We start from the raw sequence: 23,292 nt of genomic DNA, 5'->3' as shown, positions 1-23,292 counted from the left end.
ATAGTAAAGAAATATCAATAATCAAGAGGAAACCCTAAAGGGTGATAGTAGAACTACTAATTAAACAGTAGTAGTTTATCTATTTAGGACTAAGAAAGCTTTTTTATGGTTTCACCATATAGATATGTTCAATCCCATCTTCAAGATAGATATCGCTCACCTGCTCAAAACCAAGGGACCCATAAAATTGTTTGAGGTAATACTGTGCCCCGATCTTAATAGCTTGGTTGCCAAAAAGACGATAACATTCATCAATAGAATGCTGCATCAGTTCTTTGCCTATGCCAGTGCCCCGAACAATAGGTGAGGTCACCACTCTTCCTATGGAAGGCTCTTCATAACTAATGCCTGGCGGCACCAGGCGTGTATAGGCAACTAACTTATGATCCTGGATGCCCATAAAATGCCAGGATGCCTGGTCTTTATCATCTGCATCCTGGAACACGCAATTTTGTTCTACTACGAATACTTCATTACGTAGTTGCAGTATGGAATAAAGTTCAAATGGAGTTAATGCTTCAAATTTTTTTAGCAACCATTCTGTTGACATACAGCAAATTTAACGACCAACAGTAGGAACTACAGGAAGGCTTTCATTTCCACTTTCGCTTACCGATTGCACTGCAAAAAAATAATTGTCTTTGGAATAGGGTATTGTGGCTGTTGTGTCTTCTGTATAGATCTTTTTTTGCCATACAGGTGATGTGGTTTCACGCATCAATATATAGTACCCTTTTGCATGCCCGGCTTTTGGTGCCTTCCAACTCAGTGTAGTTGAATTGGTGAGGTTACGAACATCCACCTTCACTTCCTGTGGCATAGATGGCGCTTTTGCCAGGTTAGCCAGGGTAGATAAGTTTACTCCTGTATTTTTCCTGAGGTATTCAAAATCCATGAACTGCGGAAGATCACCATAAATGATTCCCTTTTCAGTGCGAAGGTCCTGGTGCTGGTGATTATAATTTTCATTCATTTCCGTCAGGCGCACAGCGGCAAAACCTTTTTGTACAAACGGAGTATGATCTCCTCCCCGCAGAAAGCGGTCATTGCGGTAGATCATCACCACCTGCAGGTTGTCCACATATCGTTCGCCTGTCTCTTTTACATACCGAGCCAGTTGGCGAGACCTGCCATCATTTTCCAATCCAAGATTCCTAATGTTCTGAGCGATTCTTCCTGTATCCGTAGTGGCAAATGCTTCACTGAAAACACGCAGCTTCGTATTTTCAATAATGTTTGTTTCATTACTGTTGTTGCTGCCTACAATATCATTGTTCAGCATTGCATCAATATTCCAGTTTTCTTTTTTTGCTTTATCTGCTAAATAGCCAGACCCCAATAAACCTTGTTCTTCTCCACTTACCGCTAAAAAAATGATGGTAGCCGGAAAACTATGCTTGCTCATGATGCGGGCGCATTCCATTACTGCCGCTACTCCACTGCCATCATCATTGGCCCCCGGCGCCTGGTCCGTGCGGTTCATTACATCAGTAACCCTGCTATCAAGGTGCCCGCTGATCAAATAGATCCTGTTATCGGTTGTATCTGTTCCTTTTAATATAGCCATGGCATTTCCAAGATGGGTGGCCACATCCACACGTTTGCCATCCGAGGGTATAATGGTCGTATCAAGGAATGCATTCATTCTTCCGCCACTATTCATTGCAAATTCATTAAAGCGCTTGACCACCCATTCACGCGCAGCACCGATTCCTTTCCTTTTATCCTTTGTAGCACTCAGTGTGCTACGGGTTTCAAAGGTTACCATCTTAAGAATGTAAGACTTCAGGCTATCGGCAGATATTTCTTTCACCATTTGTTCTATTTCGGGGTCGCGGCGAATAATGGTTTGAGAAAATGAGATCTGTGCTGATCCCACAATTGCAAAAAGGAGTATGAAGAATGATTTTTTCATGAGGTGCTGAATGATTTGAAAGCTGCTAAACTATTATATAAATGTTCAACCCGGGTCAATAATTGTATTTGTCTTTCCAGAGACTGCGCAGGAATTTGCGTAGCTCTTCTTCCCTTGGATTCTTACCCGGATCATAAAAAACTGTCCCCTTTAATGCATCCGGAAGAAATTCCTGGTCAGCAAAATTCCCTTCATAGCTGTGTGCATATTTATAGTTCTTGCCATAACCCATTTTCTTCATTAATCCCGTGGGTGCATTCCTGATGTGAAGTGGAACAGGCAGGTCACCTTCATTGCGAACCTTATCCAGTGCCTCCTCAATGGCCATATAGGATGCATTGCTTTTATGGGAAGCAGCAAGATAGGTAGCACATTGCGCCAGTATGATCCTTGATTCAGGATAGCCGATCTTATTTACAGCCTCAAAGCAGGAGTGGGCCAATACAATGGCCGTTGGATTGGCGTTGCCAATATCCTCACTGGCAAAGATCACCATGCGCCGTGCAATGAATTTTACATCTTCCCCACCTTCTATCATGCGTGCCAGCCAGTATATAGCTCCATTGGGATCAGAACCCCTCATCGATTTGATAAAGGCGGAAATAATATCATAATGCTGTTCCCCGCTTTTATCGTACAGGGCAATGCGTTGTTGGGCAATGTTCATCACCTGTTCATCAGTGATCACAATTTGTTTTTTACCTGATAGCGCATCCACTACAAGTTCCAGAAGGTTTAAAAGTTTGCGTGCATCTCCACCTGAAATGGTAAGTAACGCCTCTGTTTCTTTCAGTTCAATATTTTTCGTCTTCAGCCATTCGTCTTTTTGAATAGCTTCTTTCAAAAGACCATTCAGATCCTCTTCACCCAAAGGCTTCAACACATATACCTGGCAACGGCTCAACAAGGCACTGTTCACTTCAAATGAAGGATTTTCCGTAGTAGCGCCTATCAACGTGATCGTTCCTTTCTCCACGGCCCCTAATAAGGCATCCTGCTGCCCCTTATTAAACCGGTGGATCTCGTCTATGAACAAAATGGTACCCGTGCTAAGTTTAGCCTGTGCTATTGCATCCCGCACATCCTTTACCCCCGAACTAATAGCACTTAGTTGAATGTAGGGTACATTGAGTGTATTAGCTATGATATGGGCTATAGTGGTCTTGCCAGTGCCAGGCGGACCCCATAAGATCATCGAGGGGATCTTACCATGTTCTATGGCCGTCCGTAAAATACTGCCCTTTCCTGTCAGGTGTTCCTGGCCCACAAGATCGTCAAGCTGCCTGGGCCGCATACGCTCAGCCAGAGGTGTTGCATTCATACGTCAAATTACCGAAGAAATGCTTGTATGATGGCAATCCATCATCTGATTCTGATTGATTTCAATTTTATAACCATTTCCTTCCAGGCTTCTACCTATCAACTCCCTACTTACGCTATATCTGAGGTATAGATACTGCGTGATCATCACGCACTAAGTATAGCGTAGGTAGGGAGATGATAGGCTTTTGCTATATGATAAAGAGCAAGAAGAACCGCAGAACAATAGAACAAGGAATGTCGAATGTTGAAGTATTTAGGTTGGAGATCCATTATTTATAACGTTGTTTACCAGGATGGCTGTTCCTTTTCAACTTGTTAACCTGTCAACATTTCAACCTTCCTTAGCGGCCAAAAGCGGACAAAATCGGTCAAATCGGCCAAAAACGGCCAAAACGGACAGGGTGGTTTTGAACTGAGAGGGATTTTCAAAAACTTGCAGTTATAAAACCAATATCATATGGCTAAGCAAGTTGGCTACATCAAGGCAATAGGTACAGTGGATGATAACGTGAACTTTTATTATGACCCTGAATGGGGCTACCTGGTAAGACTGCTTCCTGGAGTGGACTCAAAGCGCTTCTGGAGTGATCCTGCCTTTGAAGGAAGCCGCAGAAGCGCAGAGAGGTTTGGTACAGGCAATATCATGTCTTCCATCATCTACCGCTTTGTACCGGTTAAAAGAAGGTACAGGCAGTTGTTTAAACAGGTAAGGACCATAGCCATTGTTTGTTTGAAGCAGGGAATGGCTAAAGGAGAAGTACTTACTGCCCTGTACCATTTCCTGGAAGAGCAACAGCGTATCTCTCTTACCCGGGAGCAGTTTATCCTTTTGCTCTCTTCTTTTGAACAGGAACTGGATCAAAGGCTCAAAGAACCAAAGCAAGAAAAGCCAAAGAAGCTGAAGAACAAGCTGGATATTAAAGTTCAGGCACCCTTAAGTGATGATGACAAGGAGTTCATGGAGCTATACATGAATGATTATGACTGGAAGGTGAGGTTTGAGGGAGATTTTCCACCGGATTACCAGGTACCACTGTTTTTGCTTAAACATGCTGCTTGAGCAGTTTCTGGTTTTTAGTTTTTCGTTTCTGGTTCGTTAGGTCTGGGCAGAACTATTATTTGTAGTCATACTTTAGGTCAAACAATTGACATGGTTGCAGAGAGTTTTTAGTTACTCTCATTAAATTCGACAAAACGCATTCAGGGTTATGGAATCCTCCTTGTCAACTTGTCAACTTGTCAACTTTTCAACCTTTCTTTATCAACTTCACTTCACATTACTCTTAATAAACGCTTCAGTTTTATTAAAAGCATCGGTCATTATGGGATCTGGCCAGATATCATGTCCCTGGTTGGGATAGATGAACAATTGATTGGTGACCCCAAGGCTTTGCAACTTATCTTTCAGTGCTATCGATTGTGCAACAGGAACCACTTCATCTTTATCTCCATGAAAAATAATAGTGGGCGATGATTGGTTAGTAACAAAATTCAAAGGACTTGACTGTTGAAATAATAAAGGATTACTGGTTGGAGTACCATTCATTAATCCTTCAATTATAGAACGATTAAAGGGAATTGTGGTGGAATTGTATAGTGCGGCCATATCCACAGGTCCGAAGAAATCAACTACAGCACTGATCTTTGGTTCTGCATATTTATATGCCTGCAAGGTGGCAAGGTGGGCGCCTGAGCTTGCGCCCAGCAACACTATTTTTTGTGAAATCGCATAATTGCCTGATTGTTGAAGCAAAAAATTAATGGCTGCCTTCATATCATTTTCCTGTGAAGGGAAATGATTGGATGTATTTGTTGCCAGCCTGTAATTAATGTTTGCAATGGCATAGGAAGGTAGCCGTTGCTGTATTATCGGAATAAAGATGGCGAAATCTCTTTTATCACCTGTCACCCAGGCGCCACCATGTATCATTATGATCAATTTTGTGGTGTCGCTGCTTCTGCCTGCCGGCAGATAGATATCCATTTTTTGTGCTGCATCAGTACCATAAGACTGGTCAGTCAATGTTTGAGCAGGCAGGACCTTGACAATGTTTTCAGTTTCCTTCTTACAGGAAAAAAGGAAAGTAAAACTTACAATAACAAGTATGTTCTTTATTCTATACACAGTTCAATGAAAATAGTGAATTCACATGAGGCAATTGTGAAGTAAGTGTTAGGAATATTGGAATGTCCCTGTTTGCTAAATATTAAAATGTATACCAGGGAAAGTTACCCCTTGCTATAGCTATGACCCAATCATCTGCAATGGCATTCTTGCGTTTGCCCAGGACCGTATTGGCTATAGACTGTAATTCTTTGCGTGGATATTGATGCAAAGGAAACCGCAGTTTGTCCCCGTTATAAGCTTCAAAATACCAAAATGATCTCGCTGCCTTACCATGATGCCAGTAGCGGATATAGGTCTTTGAAAGGTCTTTCCAGTTAATATGATCTTTATTGAACCAGGTTTTGCAGGTTATGCCATCCTCGTTTATGATCAGTTCTTTCCTGGAACGCAGCAAGAGAATATAAATGGAAGAAATAATCAGTACAATACAAATAATGGCAAGCGTGGCATCTTTATTTTGAGGGCTGTAAAACAAAAATAGTATAACAGCCATCAACAACGGCGTAAAGGCCGGCCATTTACGGGGATAGAAATGCCTTGTTCCTGCTGCAACCATTTTCTAAGATTATATGCTCATATAATTTACAAAAAATACTCCGGTCAGGCGATTTTTTGTAATGAGGTCAGCCGCCTGTAAGTGCTTTCTTCTATTGCTATCAGATCGTAATGGTTTCCTCTTTCTACAATCTTTCCATCGTGCAACACTATGATCTCATCAGCTTCTTTAATGGTGCTCAGCCTATGCGCAATAACAAGGGTTGTTCTTCCGGCCATTAACTTATTTAAGGCATCCTGCACCAGTTTTTCTGATTCTGTATCCAATGCCGATGTGGCTTCATCCAGTATAAGTATAGACGGATCTTTAAACACAGCCCTTGCTATGCTCAACCGCTGGCGCTGCCCACCCGATAAGCGGATGCCCCTGTCCCCGATAATTGTCTGGTATCCATCTTCTGTATGCATAATAAAATCATGGGCATTGGCAATAGAGGCAGCTCTTATTACTTCTTCCATGCTCGCATCCGGCTTGCCGAGGGCTATATTATTGAAAACAGTGTCATTGAAAAGAATAATCTCCTGGGTAACAAAGCTCATATGGCTGCGCAAGGATTCCATGGTGTATTGGCGCACATCTTTTCCATCTACAAGTACCTGTCCTGCCTTTACATCATAAAACCTGGGTATAAGGTCTGCAATAGTGGATTTGCCTACACCCGATGGTCCCACCAATGCAACTGTCTTTCCTTTTTCAATGGTAAAGCTGATATTTTCAAGCACTGGTTGATCATTATAGGAAAAGCATACGTCATCAAATTCAATGGATTCTTTAAATGATTCCAGTGGTGTAGCACCGGGCAGGTCATCAACTTCGACCGGTGTATCCAGCACTTCAATGATCCGCCTTCCCGCAGCCTCTCCGCGCTGGATATTGGCTAAGGCCACTACCATTGATTTGGCCGGCCTGATGACCTGGGAGAAGATCGCAATGAATGCAATGAAGGCACTGGCCTGTAAGCCCGTGCCAGTAGCCTGGTTCTTGAGTACAAGACTTCCTCCAAAGACCAGGATGCAGGCTACCACAAAAACGCCTGAAGCTTCTGAGAAAGCTGGTGCCAGTTCTCTTTTATTAAATCCCTGCAGGCTGGCTCTTCTATAAAAATCATTCTCCTTGCTAAACCTGTCAACTACAAATTTTGTGGCATTGAAAGCTCGTATAATACGCATGCCCATTAAAGTCTCATCAATGATGGTAAGTAATCTTCCAATAGATGCCTGTGCGTCTGTTGCCTCCTTTCGTAGCTTTCGTGTTACAGAAGCAATGGCGATAGCTGAAATGGGAATGATCACTAATGTAAATAGCGTGAGTTTGAATGAGATCGTAAACAATGCAATAAAATAACCGATCATCACATAGGGTTCCTTGAACATTACTTCAATAGAATTGCATGCTACTGCTTCAATTTCAAACACATCAGAATTCATTCGGGATAAAAGGTCTCCTTTATGTTCTTTGGTGAAATAACCCATGTGCAGGTGGTTAACCTTACTAAAAATGGCCTCTCGAATTCTTTTTACCAATAAGGTCCTTGTATTGACCAGGCATCGTTGGGCCAGGTAACGGAAGACATTGGTCAAAATTACCGCTACCACTATCAGTGATGCAATAAGATAAAGTGCATAGCGTGGGTTGATTGTTTTGAGCCGGTACACCTGGTAATAGAAAAAGGTTTTAAAAAAATCACCGGACAAAGAAAATGCAGGTGCATGAGCATACTTCTGTGCATTAGCTGAAGTTTCATTATCAAAAAGAAAATTAAGCAAGGGAATGATCAGTGCAAACTGGAAGATGCTAAAGAATACCGCTATAAGCGTGAATATAAAAAATGGAAGAATGAACTTCCTGTAAGGTTTGGCATAGGCTAGCAGGCGGCGGTATATCTTCATGGGATAAGGAATTTATACAGAATGGTAAATATTAATGTACTCCCTGGCGGCCTTGTTCCAGCAAAAATCACAACTACGCTTTTTAATTACTTCTGACATGTGCAGGCGTGTATATTGCTGCATGCCATCATGGAAAATTTTTTGCATGCCTTCGCCATCAAAATCCGGGAAATAAAAAGCAACGTCTCTTCCAATTTCAGGTAAGGCCGTCCGGTTGGAAAGAAATACAGGTTTGCCTACAGACATAGCCTCTGCTACAGGTAGTCCAAAGCCTTCGGCCAACGAAGGAAAGGTAAAAGCATAACAGTTTTGATAGTACCATGATTTTTCGGGTTCTGAAATGGCGCCCAAAACCCTGACGTTTTCTTCAATTCCCATTTTTAGGGCAGAGTAATTTATGTATTCCACATAGTCGGGGTCATCCGGCTTGCCGGCTATCAGCAGTTCCATATCATTATTGCGCTCCAGTAAAGGAAGTAATACATGAAAGTTCTTTTTGCGGTTAACGGTGCCAATAGAAAACAGAAACTTTTTACGTGGCTGGTAGGAAGTACGGAGTAGCAAGGGCGATTCCAATATGTTGGTACCATTATGAATTACATATACTGGCCTGTTGTTCAGTTCGCAATGATTGACAACATCATTCCTGCAATATTCTGAAATGCAAATTATAGCAGAGCTTCTGTCAATATTATTTTGCAAGGCCTGCACATAAGACCTTTTCTTTTGTTCTGATTTTTGTTCCTCATAAAGAAAATTCAGATCGTGTATGGTCAGGATCACTTTGATATTTTTATTGCGCATGGGCAGGTAATGACTACCCTGGTATGTGCTGTGCCATACACTATACCTATTAAGAGAAGGCATAAAGAATTTTTGTAGCGAATGTTGTGCTATGTATTTGGCATCAATTCCAAAGATCCCAAGTAATTGCGAGGGGGTAAAAAAACTGATCTGTTCCTGGAAGGGATTGCTATGTTCTTTCAGCTTTAACCCCAGGTGCAGGCAATAGCTGAACAATCCTGTATTAGTGTATTTCATCCTTTCACAATCAAATACAATTTGCATCATAACGTAAAAGTTTTGGGAAGCCAGGTTAGCAATAGCCATTTTTCAGAACAAAATTTATACCTGTAATTATTGCAGAGCTTCGTTTAGTGCATGGAGTTAGATATTATTTTTTCGACAGCTGTTGTTATTTAATTTTATTAAGCTTTAATTGTTCTTCATGTGGATGAATAAAATTATCCTGGATTGTGACCTGATGAAGTTTCCGAATACCGGGCTCTTTCATTATTGCCTGAACCTTGGCAATTATGTCAATGATTTGTTGGCTGCAGAAGGTGAAGAGCTCATGAAATTTTATGTACCTCCATCGCAGGCACATTGTTTTGAGGATCAACGATTGGTTATCAAAGAAAGGAAGAGCCATAAATTTTTCCGGCCATTCCTGTGGGGTTGTAAATTATGGCATGCGCCGTTTCAATCAGGAAGAATCCTTCCCTATAATAACTCATCTGTAAAAGTTTTACTGACCATCCATGACCTGAATGCCATGCACGAAGATCTTCCCAAAGAGGTTCAGGACAGGAGTGTGGCCCATACACAAAAACTGATTGACCGCAGTAATGCCATAGTGTGCATATCGGAGTTTTGCAAGTCCGATGTTTTAAAATATTGTGATGTAGGTAATAAGCCTGTATATGTTATTCATAATGGTACCCATGCCGTAGGACTTCCTGTGCTGGGACCTGCGTCCTATAAGCCCGCAAGGCCTTTTCTTTTCGCAATGGGGGATGTGAATCGTAAGAAGAATTTTCATACGCTCATGCCGATGATGGCGGCCAATCATTTTGAATTGGTTATTGCCGGGCGGCTGGCCGAAGGAGATTATATACAGGACATACAGCAGAAAGCTGAAGAACTGGGAATGAAAGACAGGATACATATTTTAGGACCGGTAAGTGAAGGGGAAAAAGCATGGTACCTGGAAAATTGTACAGCCTATGTTCATCCCTCCCTGGCAGAAGGATTTGGCGCCCCTGTGGTGGAGGCTATGTCCTTTGGCAAGCCATTGTTTCTTTCTTACCTGACCTCATTGCCAGAAATAGGAGGCGATGCCGCTTTTTATTTTAAAAGCTTTGAAGCCGAGCATATGACCGAGGTTCTGTATGAAGGCCTGCAATATTTTCATAAAAACGGTCTCGCACAAAAGATAAAGGAAAGAAGTACAAATTTTAACTGGAAGGTAAAGGCTAAGCAATACCTTGATGTTTATTACACGCTATTATAAAATTAGGCTATGACAGAAAAAGTTTTAGGACGTATAAGTGAGATGGCTTTGCTTACCAGGCAGGAACTGGAAAGTATATGTACAAGATCTGTCCGCAGTTATTACCTGGGCGATCATTTGCAGTTGTGCAAGATCCTGTCAAAGTATAAGATATACCTGGATACACGGGATATTGGCATAGCCCCGAATATGCTAATGGATGGATACTGGGAATCATGGATCACAAAATTTATTACACAACAGGTGAAGCCGGGAATGAACTGTATAGATGCTGGTGCCAATTTTGGATACTATTCACTGGTAATGGCGGAGCTGGCAGGAAAGGAAGGCAAGTGTATTGCTATAGAACCAAACTCTTATTTGTGCCGGCTATTATCCCATACCAATAAGGTTAATGAATTTCATTTCGATATAGTGAACAAAGCCCTGTCTGATAAACCAGGAGAAGTGACACTATCTATACCCACCCATTATTGGGGTGGGGGAACCATTAGGCCTGAAAAGGTAGATGATGAAGTGATGACAGAACAGGTACAGATGATGACGATGGATGTTTTGGCTGAGGAATTTAAACTGGAACGGATTGATTTTATTAAAATGGATTGCGAAGGAGTGGAACCCCTGATTTGTATGGGTATGGAAAGAGTGTTGGAACAAAACCCGGACCTGAAAATGGTAATGGAATTCAGCCCGTTTATGTATAAGGATGCGGGTGCATTCACTGATTTTCTTTTTAAAAGATTCCAGGTGGGTGAGATCACAGGAGATTCTACTATTATTCCTTTTACTGAAAGAGATAGGTCACACCTATTAAATTTGAAGGATCATGTTGACCTGTTTCTTACCAGGAAAACTAGAAGTGTAAGTTAATGGGAGCATTAAACAGATTTGACCTGTGCCGGATTATCAGGGAATATGAAATTCCCTATTTTTTTGAGACCGGAACATTTTGGGGAGATGGTGTTGCCTATGCCCTCCAATCACCCTTTAAAAAGTTATTTTCTGTTGAAGTGGTTCCCGAGATTGCCAGGAAGGCATCAGAGCGATTTATTGATAATAAACAGGTCTGTATATTGGAAGGTGACAGCGTTACCATCTTGGCACAGGAATTACCTTTTCTGAAGGGTAATTGCCTGTTTTGGCTGGATGCTCACTTCCCGGGGGCCGATGCAGGCCTGGCTGCCTATAACGAGGATGCCAATGAAGACCTCAGGTTGCCATTGGAAAAGGAACTGGAAGTGATTAGCAGGCTTCGTTCAAATTATAAGGATGTTTTGATATTAGACGATCTGCGGATCTACGAAGATGGTCCCTTTGTGAATGGAAATGTGCCAGCAGATGCCTTGCCAAGTAATAACAGGACCATAGATTTTATATACCGGTATTTCGGCCAGTCACACCATGTGATGAAATGCTACCTGGATGAAGGATATATTTTATTGTTTCCCAAAGGAAGGTATAATTGGAAGCATTTTAAATGGGGCAACCTTTTTAAAAAAGTTACCCCACAGGAAGATCATTATTTAGTTGGAGATGCTGTCTAAGCTTTTTTATCCGTATTGAGCTGTATTTGCAGTTCCTGTAATTGTTTTTCGTCAATAGAGGCTGGCGCATCAAGCATTACATCCCTGCCGCTGTTGTTTTTGGGAAAAGCAATAAAGTCACGGATGCTTTCACTGCCACCAAGTATGGCACATAAGCGGTCAAAACCAAAAGCAATCCCTCCATGAGGTGGTGCTCCGTATTCAAATGCACCCAATAAAAATCCAAACTTATGCAAGGCTTCTTCTTTTGTCATGCCCAGGGCTGCAAACATCTTCTCCTGGAGCTCTCTTTGGAAAATACGGATGGAGCCACCGCCGATCTCGTTTCCATTTAATACCATGTCATAGGCATTGGCCTTGATGTTGGAATAGGGATGTTTCAAATATTCAGCTGCATTTTCAATGACCGGGTCATTATTGATCATTACATCTATGTGTGTAGGTTTGGGAGAAGTAAATGGATGGTGACGGGCTACCCAGCGATTGTCTTCTTCAGCATATTCAAACAAAGGGAAATCTAACACCCATAACAACCTGTACTCATTTTTCTTTCTCAGGCCAAGACGCTCTCCCAATTCGAGGCGCAGATCACTGATAGCTTTTCGGGTTCTTTCTTCTGCACCGGCAAGTATCAATATCAGGTCACCAGGTTTTGCCTGGGTAAAGGCCGCAATAGCTTGTAGCTTTTCTTCAGGATAAAACTTGTCAACACTACTTTTAAAAGTTCCGTCCGCAATACATTTAATGTTTACCATGCCCTGCATTCCAACCTGGGGACGTTTTACCCAATCCGTCAATTCATCTATCTGCTTGCGTGTATATTCCGATGCGCCTGGAACGGCAATAGCCAATACTGTTTCAGCATTGTCAAATACACCAAAACCTGACCCATTGATCAATTCTCCGGTAGCTGCTATAGAGCCGTCTTTATTAAAGGCTGATTTCAGGTTGGCCACCTTCATACCGAACCTGATGTCCGGCTTGTCATTTCCATAATGCCACATGGCATCCTCCCATGTCATGCGTTCCACGGGTTCAGTGTAATCAATATTTTTTACTGCTTTGAAAATATATTTAATAAGGCCTTCAAACATATTCAGGATATCCTCCTGTTCTACAAATGCCATTTCACAATCGATCTGTGTAAACTCTGGCTGCCTGTCAGCGCGCAGGTCCTCATCCCTGAAACATTTCACTATCTGGTAATAGCGGTCGTAACCACTCACCATCAGTAATTGCTTAAAGGTTTGAGGTGACTGGGGAAGTGCATAAAACTGGCCAGGGTTCATTCTTGAAGGAACTACAAAATCCCTGGCTCCTTCTGGCGTGCTCTTGATCAGGAAGGGTGTTTCAATATCCATAAAACCCTGTTGATGCAGGTAATCCCTTGTTGCACGGTTCACGGCATAACGCAATTCCAGGTTCTTCTTTACTGCATTTCGGCGAAGATCCAGGAAACGGTATTTCATTCTGAGGTCATCGCCACCATCGGTATCGTCCTGGATGGTGAAAGGCGGCACCGCCGACCTGTTTAGTATCTTAAAAGATTGCACATTGATCTCAATATCCCCGGTTGGAATGTTTTTGTTTTTGTTGGAGCGCTCGTTGACAGTGCCGGTAACCTGCAGCACAAATTCACGGCCCAGTGGATTTTCATCCAGTTTAGCATTTAATTCTTCTCCAAAAAGCAATTGCGTGATGCCATAACGATCCCGTAGGTCAACAAAAGTGATGGAACCAAATTTGCGAACTGTCTGCACCCAGCCGGCAAGCGTCATCTGGCTGTTGACATCCTGTAACCTTAATTCCCCGCATGTATGTGAACGAAACATATAAGCCCTATTAATTCTATGATTAAAAGTGGCAAAGATAAGTGGTAAACGGTCTTTGCCCCGATGGTTCGGAGTGGGTTATTGCCAATGCCCAGGCCAATTAATGTGGGGTTAATACAGGTGCACCTGGCAAACTATTGTAGTTCAATCCCGATCTTTTTCATCAGGATGGAAGCATTCAGGCTGGTGCATACCCCTTCTTTAAGCTTGTAATCAAAATAAAGTTCCTCACCTTCCACCTGTACATCAAAATGGTAATTTTCAATGGAGCCCGGAAACTGGTTTTCCATTTTGGCCAGTTCCAGGTCGTGGGTGGCAATCACAGCTACCGCATTTTGTTTCACCAGTTGGGCTATGAGGGCCTGGGATCCTTTGTGACGATCCAGTGAATTGGTGCCCCGAAGTATTTCATCCAATAATATGAATACAGGTTCATGCCTGTTCACAGCTTCAATAATGGTTTTTAATTTTTTCAGTTCGGCGTAAAAAGTTGAAGTGTTTTCTGCCAGGTTATCCGCAATGCGCATGCTGCTCATTAATTGGACAGGTGAAAGGGCAAGATTACTGGCACATACGGGTCCTCCTGCCTGTGCGAGCACGACATTTACGCCAATGCTTCGCAGGAATGTGCTTTTCCCGGCCATATTAGATCCGGTAACGAGCCCAATTACCGCGGTGCCATTGATGGCGAAATCATTTGTTACTCTCGACGTTGCCGGAATCAAAGGGTGTCCTAAGTCTTTACCGTTAAACGACAGGTGTTTCTCCACAAAGACAGGGAATGCCCAACCGGGATGGTTAAAATGGATTGTAGCGAGAGTATGTAACACTTCCATGGAAGCTACCATGTCAAACCAATGATTTAAATGGTCCCTGTTCCTGTTGCGCCATTCGTTTAGTGCGATCATTTGGCGAACATCCCAAAGTAAAAAAGTATTAAAGAAAAGCCGTCCCACAATGCTTACCCGCAAATCAAAACGGTCCAGGATCTTTTTCAGGTCTTTGATATTGTCTGCCGCTTTTTCTCCACCTGTTCTAACCTGTTGCTGAAATTGATTTAATAGTGGTGAATGAAAAGGTTTGTCTTCTATCCATTTTACAAGGTAGTGAAGCGTTGTAATCTCCTCCACGATACCAGATAGCTGTACATAAGGTTCTGCAGTGTTGCGGCTTAGGATAATGGATATAGTAAAGTATAAAAGGTACAGGGAAGTGAAAAAAGTAACAGGTATATAGCCGAAGATCGTAGCCACCAGCGAGCCAAGTGTAATGAATGAATAAAGAATGTAAAACGGTTTCCAGGCGGGGCTTTTAAAATGTATATCTTTTTCCTTCAACCAGGCAGCAGCCTTTTCCTGTGTTTTTATGGTAACAGGTGTTTGCAGGGCATAAGATTGCAATTGTTGCCTCCATTCTATCTCGGGGGTTATTTCTTTTATAGCTTCCTGTCGTTCCCTGATCATTGAAACAGGTAAAGGATGTAACAGGTTTTGAGCTAATAATTCCCGGCCTTGCTCTGTATAACACCTGTTCAGCCATTGAAATAAGGATGCAGGTCCAAACAGGTCAAGGTCATTGGCATAGTCATGCATTACATGTGCATAGCTGTTTCCATTTTCCCTTTGAGCATACCTGTCTTGCAGAATTTCCAGTTCTTCTTCATTGATCTTTATCAGCGTCCTGCAGTTAGTGATCTCGATATTATTACTGGTATCCAGGGATATGAGGTATAATAAAACTCCAAAGCCGATAGCAATAGCAATGATGCCTGCCAGTCCAACAGATACAAATAATTGATAAGCAATAAATGCTGTCAACAGGAAAACAAACAACCTGCCCCAGCCAAGGCGGTTGCGCTTTTGTAATAATTGTTTGAGATGGGCCTGGTGTTTATTGATTAAATTCCTATACGTTTCTCCCGCTGATCCCTCTTGCATAAAATTGAAGATAAGACAGAAAATGAGAGTGCCATTCGTGGATCAATAACTATAAGGTTGCCACCTGTGCTTCCCTGTCTTCTGCTGTTTTTTGAAACAGGTAATAATTCGCTAAGATGGCAATGCCAATAATAAATGGTATCAATGCCAGGTGCTTTCCTTCAAACTGTCCCCAGACCCTGAGTGTATCAAAATGGAGGAATTCAGAGATCATCCAGTAAGCATTGGCTGTGATCCAAAAAACAATGGCCAGGTTATGCGCCAGTTCAGATCGTATATCCCTTGTGCGCCAGGCGATGATAATAGCAATAAGTAAGGTTGGAATAATCATAGTTATGCCCAGGGGTTTCCAGATCATGCACCAGCTCACATCTTTTAAAAGCCAGAATATAATATGCATATTTTCCATCTTGCGAAACCGTGCAGGGATCATGTACATGGACTCGTTTGACTCATTCATGGTTGCAATAAAATGAGCTCAAATTTATTACCTGCGGGCATGCAGGGTAAAACTATTTTTAGCTGCTTCCGTTACCTGTCTCCCTGGACAGGATCCTACTGAATCGGTGCACATTGGCCTCGTCAGCTATGGGAAGATCATAAACCAAATGCTGTGTCAATTGGTTGGCAAAAAATGGGGCTAATGAAGTTCCCTTGGTTCCCATACCATTCAATATGCCAATTCGGGGATAGACTGGATGGAAACCTACAAATGGCCGGCGTTCTACAGTAGCCGGACGGATGGCTGCTTTATGGTCAAGGATTTTAAACGGCACCTTTAGCCATGTTTGTAAAAGGTTGGTCGTTTGTTTAAAGAATTGTTCTGAAGGCTTGTCATCCGTAAACTCCCATTGGTAATTAGATCCAACCCAAAAAAGACCGGCATCGGGCAAAGGTGACAGCATGAGACCTTTCTTAAAAATGTGACCATTATACAGATCTTCAGCCTCAATGATGATGGCTTCACCTTTGTTTGGTGCAAATGGTAATAAGCGGAACCAGCGACTGGAGGCTGAGTCTACACCATCGCAGAAAATGATCTTCTCCGCGGTAATATTTTGATACCGGATATAGTCCCGGTCAATTTGTAGATCTGTGGGTATAAATATTTCTTCTTTTATGGCATTCCACTCATACAATTTCTGTTTCCATAAATTCAATAATCCCGATAAATGGATGGTATAGGAAGGCCTGATCTCCCCACAGCCAAAATCATAATTGAAGAATTGATTAAACTGGTTCTGGTTGGGGTAGGAATGCAGGTATGTGTCATTTTCAGTAATGCGATCGATAAAGGCATTCAACATTTGTGGGGATGGAAAGAAGTCAATGATACTCTTTTCATACACGATGCTGGCTTGCAAATAGGATTCCAGTGACCGGTAGGTATCAATGGCAAAGGGCATCACCTCATCGATCATCCATGTGGTCACATACCGGCGTCCTGTAATGGGATTAATGATACCTGCTGCTACCTTGGAAGATGAATCTTCTTTGTTATCATCAATAACCAGGAATGTTTTTCCTTCCTTATGAAGAAACCAGGATAACAGGGTGCCACATATTCCCTGTCCTATGATAAGGCAATCCACTTGCATTGACCAAAGTTAGGGCTGCGTTTACATTGAGCACAGTTTAGGTGCCTCAAAAACAAAAACACACAAAAAGAAGAAGCCCCCAACAGTTCGTTGAGGGCTCCTTTTGGTTTTTCACCTATGTTTTATTTTCCCGTATTCATAGAATTAGAAACAGTAATCTTCACACCCTCACTATGTGCGCTGAATTCAGGAGCATACATACATTGAATGGTGGTAATGCCATTGCTGAAGCTTCCCGCATGTGTCACGAATAATGGATATTCGAATACATAAGTTCCCTTGTGCAAATAATTGAAAAAGAAATTGGTGCTGGCATCTTTAGTGGATTGATAATAGCCAAGGCCTCCCTGCCATTGATACCCGCTTAAAACATTCACTGGTTCCAGTGCAGAGGCACGCATATCCTTCATGTGAACGTACTCCATATCCCTGTCCACTCTTAATTCAATGCGGACCTTGATTTTATCACCTACCATAAGTTCCGATCCTTCCTGAACTGGTGTCAGCACTGGTCCCCGGTCACTATTCTTTTCAATAAATAATTTCTTTGATAACTGTAAAGGTGTTGCGGCAGTAGTTACCTTGTCCATATCCTCGAAATACTGCCAGTATACAGCGCCCCAGGAAGGAGCTTTACCACCCTGGTTGTTTGATGGCGAATCATTTTGAACTGCCAGAGTTATAATGCCCATGGCTGGTTGTATGGTTGCCGGGTCAATGGTCTTTTTAAAATACCCGGTACCTGCTTCTGCTTTTTCATTCTTATTGGAAATACTGGTAGCACCCATTTTAATTTCTACTGCAGGTTGATCTTTCAGCCAGTCATCCCCTTGTAGTAATAGGGCATAACAAGCTTCTGCTGTAGCCTTTGTAGTACCCCAGTTATTGGTTTGTTTATTTTTTAATAACCAGGTCTTCATATCATCTACATTCTCTTTGCCAGTGCTTATCTCCTGGAAGGCTTCTATCAATAATGATTGGGTTTCAATAGGTGCATACCACCAGAACCAGCTATAACCAAAATGATTATCCTTCCAATACATCCCCTGTTCTTCATTTACTATGGCCCGTTCTTTTATCGATTTTAAGATGGCCGGAGGCGTTAGCTTATCACCCATTCTATGCAACGCCAATGCGATCATTCCCTGCAGGTACAGGGGTTGTTGCATCCAGTATTGTTTTGCCTGTTTCTGGTAATAGGAATAAGCAGCCTGTGTGGCCTGGTCTATAAGTTTGTTTGTAAAGAAGCTGCGCATATACAGGTACTGTATCTCGTAATAGCCAACCTGCTGTTTGTTAAGGTCAGCTTTGCTTTTCACCAACTTATTATATTGATCTGTGATTTGCTTATCCAAATAAGGTATGGCAGTAGCTACGATAGGTTTTAATTCCTCGGTTTCTCCACCGAGCTTCATTAAATGACCAATACCTGAAATAATATACTGGGTAATGTACCTGTCATCGGGCCCTCCGGTAAACCATACAAATCCACCATTGGGGCTTTGCATTTGCCTGAGCTTGTCCAGGTGCTTCCTGAGCTGCTGTTGCATCTGTACCACGTCAAACAGCAGCGCAATATTTTTCTTTTGCTGTGATTCTGAACGTGCCTGTAGCACCCAGGGTGTTTCTTCCAGCAAGGCAGATTTCAATTCCTGGTTCTTTTCCAGGTTCGAAAGCAATGCGGCTGTATCAGCGGTTTTCCATCTTTGGAAAATTTCTTTAAGTCTTGGCGTTGTTGTCGCGATCTTTTGAGCAAGTGCATTGGCAAAATACCTGTTCCAGGTTTGTTCTGCACATTCATAGGGATAATTGTCCAGATAGGGAAGGGCCTGCACGGCATACCAGGCAGGATTGGAAGTATATTCTACTGTTATAGAATGTTGCTGTAATGTTTCGCTTTCACCTGAATGTAAAAGTTTGTTGAACTGGAAATTTTTGGAACCGGTTCCACGCATGGCCAGTGGAAGCGTTTCTGTTACAAGCACTTTATTGGAAAGCACCGGCAATACATTCTCTTCACCGTCAGATAAATTACCTGCATGAGCTGTTATCCTCCACACCAATGCATTGCTGAATTGAAAGGGCACCTGGATAGGAAAATTCACTGCTTCGCTTTGCCCGGCGGCTACGGTAAAGAACTGGTTAGGAAAAGTATTCATGAACCATCCATCAACAGATTGATTGGTAGTAGCATCTATCAATTCCAGTTGCACCTGGCCTGTCATTTCTTTATCAGATAGATTCACGATCTTGGTCGAGAATTCCATGTGGTCTCCCTGGCGCAGGAAACGCGGTGCGTTGGGTTGCACCATTAGCTCTTTTTGTGTGACCAGTTCTTTCTCTGATAATCCAAATGCCAGTTCTTTTGTATGCGCCAGCGTTTGAAGCTTCCACCGGGTGACAGCTTCAGGCATGGTAAAGGAAAATTCAATAGCGCCATCCTTATCTGTTCTCAGGTCAGGGAAAAAGAAAGGAGTTTCATTAAAGTTGCGCCGTGGTTGGATGGAATTGTCAACTGCTATAGCGGTTGAATGTTTTACTCCAAGCCCTGTAATTACTACTTCATCAAGGAGAGCGGAATCCATCATAGCATTCTGCTCAACCTGAAGCCCGGCAACATCACCTTTGAGGGCAGCAGAAACTTTTTCTCTTGCTGCCATTGGAAGTGAACTTGCCCCTCTTATAAAGACATGAACATTACCATAAAGGTCAAAGTCCAACCGGTCATAAGTTTTATTAAATGACCTGTATTCGCGGTTTTCCTGCCATCTTTCTTCCGATTCGATGTCCTTAAAATTTTGGTTGCCATTCCATGCATATAGATTAGCATAAACCGGCCAGATTCCTGGTATGTTCCACTGGTGTGGTTTGAACTGGTCAAGGGATGCATCATACATACTGGCCAGCATTTCGGCAGCCACTGTTTCTTTTTTATAACCTGTGATCTTTACTTTCCATTTTTCTTCACTACCCGGCAGTGTCTTATCACGGAAGGTGGCATACTCCACCTGCAATGCTTTATTGGACCATGGAACATTGATGATGTCATTGAACTGGTAAAACCTGTTATCCTTTACAAAGAAATATGACACCCCATAACCACCCCTGTCCGATTCAGAAACAGCATACTTCCAGGTCTTTTTCTCCTGGTTCAATGCACTATAATCTATTGAAACATCCTGTTTTTTATCATCTCGTCCGGGCTTTCGCACTTCATTGATAACAAATACATCACTGGCAGCTGAACCCACCTGCACCGTAGTGGATTCTCCCGGCTCAACCGGATGATCACTCCCCCTTACCCATAAATAAACAGGTTTATTAAATTCTTTGCTCTTTGAATCAAAGAGTTCAACGTATTGGACTACTTTGATCTCTTCCCCATTTTTATCTTTTGCGGTAAAACTGAGTTCATAATAGCCAGGCGTGAAAGGATGGTAAAGTGGCATTTCCCCGTTTTTACGGGTACTGTCTGTTATGCTAAATACCAGGCTCTCTTTTGCCCATGTTCTAGAGTCTGTTTCATGCCTGTATTCGTCATGTGGGAAATTCTGGATGTAATTTTCCCTGCTCATTACAAACTGGTCTGGATCACGCCAAAGGCGATTCCGTATCAATCGCTTTTCTGGAACCAATTTAGCTATATTGATAGTGATTGGAGTGGATTGAAATTCTCCATTCATATTTTCTGTTCTGATACTTATTTTCTTAAATGAATCAACCTCTATGGCGGGCTGCATATCCAGTTTGAGCAATAGAGACTTGTAGCCTGCACTGACCTGTTCTTCACCAGTCCTTGTTTCTCCATTGATATCAGCAACATCAGCATAGACCTTATAATCGAATACGGGTTCTGCTTTCGGATCCATCTTCCTGTCAGGGATGGCTGCAAATGCAATCCTGAAATTACCATCCTTATCCGTTGTGGTTTCACCATGTGCAATTTCCATAGGAGGGGTGGGAGGGAACCATATCTTGTAAGACATCCAGGGATAGAGAAAACGGGCCTGGCGTACAACCCTGTAATTCACTTTGGCTCCATCTATAGTGTTGCCGGCATATGCTTTGGCAAATCCTGTTAGATGTATGGTATCTCCAACCTTGTACGTGCTTTTAATCTTTTCAAAATCCACATAAAAGCGCGGCCTTTTATATTCTTCTACTGAAAAGAAGTATTCATTATCATTTTCATCTTCAAAGATCCTGAACTGGCCATTCAATGAATTGGTAGGTAACTGGAACTTTCCTGAGAAAGACCCATATTCATTAGTGCTTATTTCAAGGGAATCTATATTATCACTGTTGGCATCTTCCAGGAAAACATTGGTTTTGTATTTCTGTGCTATACTGTTGCCTGTTTTGTTTTTTATTATAGCGATGCCCTTGAAATAAACTGTTTGTCCCGGACGGTAAATGGAACGGTCCGTAAAGAAAAATACTTTTACTTCTTCATCATCCTTATTTTCTGTTTCATCATTATAACTGTAATAATTATACACCTGGTCATTGAGTGCTAAATGATCGTCCTGGTAATTGATATCCAGGTAATAGGATTCATAATTCCTGCCTGTAGATTTCAGTATCTCAAAATCACCATTCTTGCCAGTCTCGTAATTACCCATAATTGTTTTGGTATAAGAGCTGGTCTTATAATCATATACCTGCCTGAAAACCTGGACTTTGGCTTTGGGTAAAGGCTTTCCCGTTTCCCTGTGCAGCACGTAATACTTATTGCCCTGGTTGATATAGCTGATATTGGAAACATTGAATAGAAGAAAACCTAAAAGGTTGTTTTTCTTGTTGAACTGTTCATTTGGGGATGCAAGTAAAATGTATTCTCCCAGTGGCAAGGCATCAATCTTTACTTCCGTGTAGTGCTTTTGCAGGTCATTTGTTGCTGGCAAATCCTGTGTCCATGAACGGATGGTTTCGGCATTCAGTATGGCGTTCCAATACACATTTTGATCACCTCTTTGTTCAAGCAATTTCCTGAGGTTTTCAGTTGATCCTATAATGCGGAAATGCAGGCCAGTGATATTCTTATAATCTACCAGTGAACGAAAAGGTTGAGAAGGCAGGTTTACATTTTCAACTTTAAAAGAAAAGGAAGGCTGCTGTATCTCCTGCAGCAGATTATAACTGTTGGTCCATCCTTCGTTCTTCAAGGAACTGTCGTTCACAACTCTTTCCAATATTTCCTGTGCTTTCACCAGGTCATACCTATGAGTGCTATCTTTTAAAGGATCATATTGGGCTCCCTGGTCGTGGTAATAAGTCGCCAATAAATAGCTTGCCTGTGAGGCTATATTCTTTTTACCTGCTTTGTTTACCAGGGTTTCAAGTGCTGCGACGTACAGTGAATCCTTTGATTCATGCACAGAGTGCTCGTGTACGAAACCAATGCGTTCAATATCTACATCCATTAAGGCATTGGGGTCCTTTTCTTTTAAATGAAATGCAATCAAATCCTGGTATATAAGAAGGGCTTTATGTTCGAGTGACATTGAATCCCTCGTCGGAAACTCGTATTGAACAAACGCTGCTGCCGGAGCAAAGGCCTCAGCCTGGTTGATCTCAAATGCGTAAGCAGGTTTTTTAATATCCCTTTCGTTATTTGTGAAATACTCCAGTGCCCTGTGTGCAAGCAGGTCATAAAGGGTTGGACGCAATGCGCGGCTATTTCCTTTTATGATGATGGCGTTATAAGGTTCCAGGCTGGTTTTTTTCAGTAACGCATCTTTTTTTATGGAAGCCAAATAGAGTTCAGATATTTTATGATGCAGATCGTCAATTGTCCATGTGGCAACATCATCTTTTTTAAAATCTACCGTGTTGGTGCGTCCATATAATTGCCAGCGCTGATTTTGAAAATATTGCCAATATAGGCCTGCCAGTAAACTGTTCAACAGCGATACAGCAGGCTCCTGTTGCACCCTGATCTCTTTTTCTATATCCCTGATGGAGACCAACAGGTTGTTTTCCCTGTTTTCCTGTTGCAGCCGGATCATATAAACCAGGGATTTGATCACCTGTGCTTCCTGCTTATCTTTTTTGGCCTGGGTATATATTTTTTTGACCTCTGTTAATGCGGATTGGGGTAATTTTTTCTTTTGCACCAGTTCTTCCACTTTTGTCCATGCGGCATCATAATTTTTCATTTGGGCAAATGAGTTTAATGAGATGAAAAGGGTCAATATTGAAAATAGAAAGTAGTACGTAAGCGGCTTCATATTGCAATAATTCATTTTGAAATTCCTCAGTAGGATGCGCTAACATA

General features: G+C 42.1%; 16 protein-coding genes. 4 read left to right on the top strand and 12 right to left on the bottom strand.

What is annotated here, in order from left to right:
• Positions 1–103 precede the first annotated feature (103 nt).
• Genes BP74_RS07640 through BP74_RS07630 form a run of 3 tightly spaced genes read right to left on the bottom strand, consistent with a single transcriptional unit; the run spans position 104 to position 3,236 of the window.
• A complete protein-coding gene (locus BP74_RS07640) occupies positions 104–550 on the bottom strand; it encodes a GNAT family N-acetyltransferase (RefSeq protein WP_496372711.1) in 447 nt (148 codons plus the stop codon).
• A gap of 9 nt (positions 551–559) precedes the next feature.
• Positions 560–1,915 carry a M28 family metallopeptidase gene (locus BP74_RS07635; protein ID WP_496372709.1) on the bottom strand — a complete coding sequence of 452 codons (1,356 nt, stop codon included), beginning with the start codon at positions 1,913–1,915 and terminating at the stop codon, positions 560–562.
• A gap of 55 nt (positions 1,916–1,970) precedes the next feature.
• Positions 1,971–3,236: a replication-associated recombination protein A gene (locus BP74_RS07630; RefSeq protein ID WP_496372707.1), complete on the bottom strand. Its 1,266-nt coding sequence runs from the start codon at positions 3,234–3,236 to the stop codon at positions 1,971–1,973.
• 459 nt (positions 3,237–3,695) lie between these two features.
• On the opposite strand from BP74_RS07630, the gene BP74_RS07625 reads away from it, so the two are divergent.
• Positions 3,696–4,298: a hypothetical protein gene (locus BP74_RS07625; protein WP_496372705.1), complete on the top strand. Its 603-nt coding sequence runs from the start codon at positions 3,696–3,698 to the stop codon at positions 4,296–4,298.
• 207 nt (positions 4,299–4,505) lie between these two features.
• Here the strand turns inward: BP74_RS07625 and BP74_RS07620 are convergent, their stop codons facing one another.
• The 4 genes from BP74_RS07620 to BP74_RS07605 all read right to left on the bottom strand — a co-directional run bounded on the left by BP74_RS07620 (position 4,506) and on the right by BP74_RS07605 (position 8,882).
• Positions 4,506–5,363 (bottom strand): prolyl oligopeptidase family serine peptidase, encoded by an 858-nt coding sequence (locus BP74_RS07620; RefSeq protein WP_496372703.1) that lies wholly within the window; start codon positions 5,361–5,363, stop codon positions 4,506–4,508.
• Between the two features lie 82 nt (positions 5,364–5,445).
• Positions 5,446–5,922, bottom strand: coding sequence for a DUF6585 family protein (locus BP74_RS07615; protein WP_496372701.1), 477 nt, complete (start codon positions 5,920–5,922; stop codon positions 5,446–5,448).
• A 44-nt stretch (positions 5,923–5,966) separates the two neighbouring features.
• A complete protein-coding gene (locus BP74_RS07610) occupies positions 5,967–7,811 on the bottom strand; it encodes an ABC transporter ATP-binding protein (protein ID WP_496372699.1) in 1,845 nt (614 codons plus the stop codon).
• A 12-nt stretch (positions 7,812–7,823) separates the two neighbouring features.
• Entirely contained in the window at positions 7,824–8,882 is a 1,059-nt protein-coding gene (locus BP74_RS07605) for a glycosyltransferase family 4 protein (protein ID WP_496372697.1), read from the bottom strand.
• Positions 8,883–9,039: 157 nt separating this feature from the next.
• Between BP74_RS07605 and BP74_RS07600 the strand changes: the two genes are divergently transcribed.
• The 3 genes from BP74_RS07600 to BP74_RS07590 are packed head-to-tail and all read left to right on the top strand — an operon-like array spanning position 9,040 to position 11,648.
• Positions 9,040–10,104: a glycosyltransferase family 4 protein gene (locus tag BP74_RS07600; RefSeq protein ID WP_496372695.1), complete on the top strand. Its 1,065-nt coding sequence runs from the start codon at positions 9,040–9,042 to the stop codon at positions 10,102–10,104.
• Between the two features lie 9 nt (positions 10,105–10,113).
• The gene (locus tag BP74_RS07595; RefSeq protein WP_496372693.1) at positions 10,114–10,974 is read left to right on the top strand and encodes an FkbM family methyltransferase; all 861 of its coding nucleotides are present in this window, start codon (positions 10,114–10,116) and stop codon (positions 10,972–10,974) included.
• Positions 10,974–11,648, top strand: coding sequence for a hypothetical protein (locus BP74_RS07590; RefSeq protein WP_496372691.1), 675 nt, complete (start codon positions 10,974–10,976; stop codon positions 11,646–11,648). Before BP74_RS07595 ends, BP74_RS07590 begins: the two co-directional genes overlap by 1 nt.
• Here BP74_RS07590 and aspS read toward each other — a convergent pair.
• The 5 genes from aspS to BP74_RS07565 all read right to left on the bottom strand — a co-directional run bounded on the left by aspS (position 11,645) and on the right by BP74_RS07565 (position 23,173).
• Positions 11,645–13,480 carry an aspartate--tRNA ligase gene (gene aspS, locus BP74_RS07585; protein WP_496372689.1) on the bottom strand — a complete coding sequence of 612 codons (1,836 nt, stop codon included), beginning with the start codon at positions 13,478–13,480 and terminating at the stop codon, positions 11,645–11,647. The genes BP74_RS07590 and aspS overlap by 4 nt on opposite strands.
• Before the next feature lie 134 nt (positions 13,481–13,614).
• Positions 13,615–15,417: a MutS family DNA mismatch repair protein gene (locus BP74_RS07580; protein WP_496372687.1), complete on the bottom strand. Its 1,803-nt coding sequence runs from the start codon at positions 15,415–15,417 to the stop codon at positions 13,615–13,617.
• 49 nt (positions 15,418–15,466) lie between these two features.
• Positions 15,467–15,877: a hypothetical protein gene (locus BP74_RS07575; RefSeq protein WP_496372685.1), complete on the bottom strand. Its 411-nt coding sequence runs from the start codon at positions 15,875–15,877 to the stop codon at positions 15,467–15,469.
• Positions 15,878–15,935: 58 nt separating this feature from the next.
• Positions 15,936–17,015 (bottom strand): NAD(P)/FAD-dependent oxidoreductase, encoded by a 1,080-nt coding sequence (locus BP74_RS07570; protein WP_496372683.1) that lies wholly within the window; start codon positions 17,013–17,015, stop codon positions 15,936–15,938.
• Positions 17,016–17,137: 122 nt separating this feature from the next.
• Positions 17,138–23,173, bottom strand: a complete 6,036-nt coding sequence (locus BP74_RS07565; RefSeq protein ID WP_496372681.1) for an alpha-2-macroglobulin family protein — start codon at positions 23,171–23,173, stop codon at positions 17,138–17,140.
• Between the last annotated feature and the right edge of the window lie 119 nt (positions 23,174–23,292).

The organism is Flavisolibacter ginsengiterrae DSM 18136 (assembly GCF_059568575.1).
The sequence above is the reverse complement of the archived record's forward strand: the minus strand, read 5'-3'. Positions and strand labels throughout refer to the sequence as shown.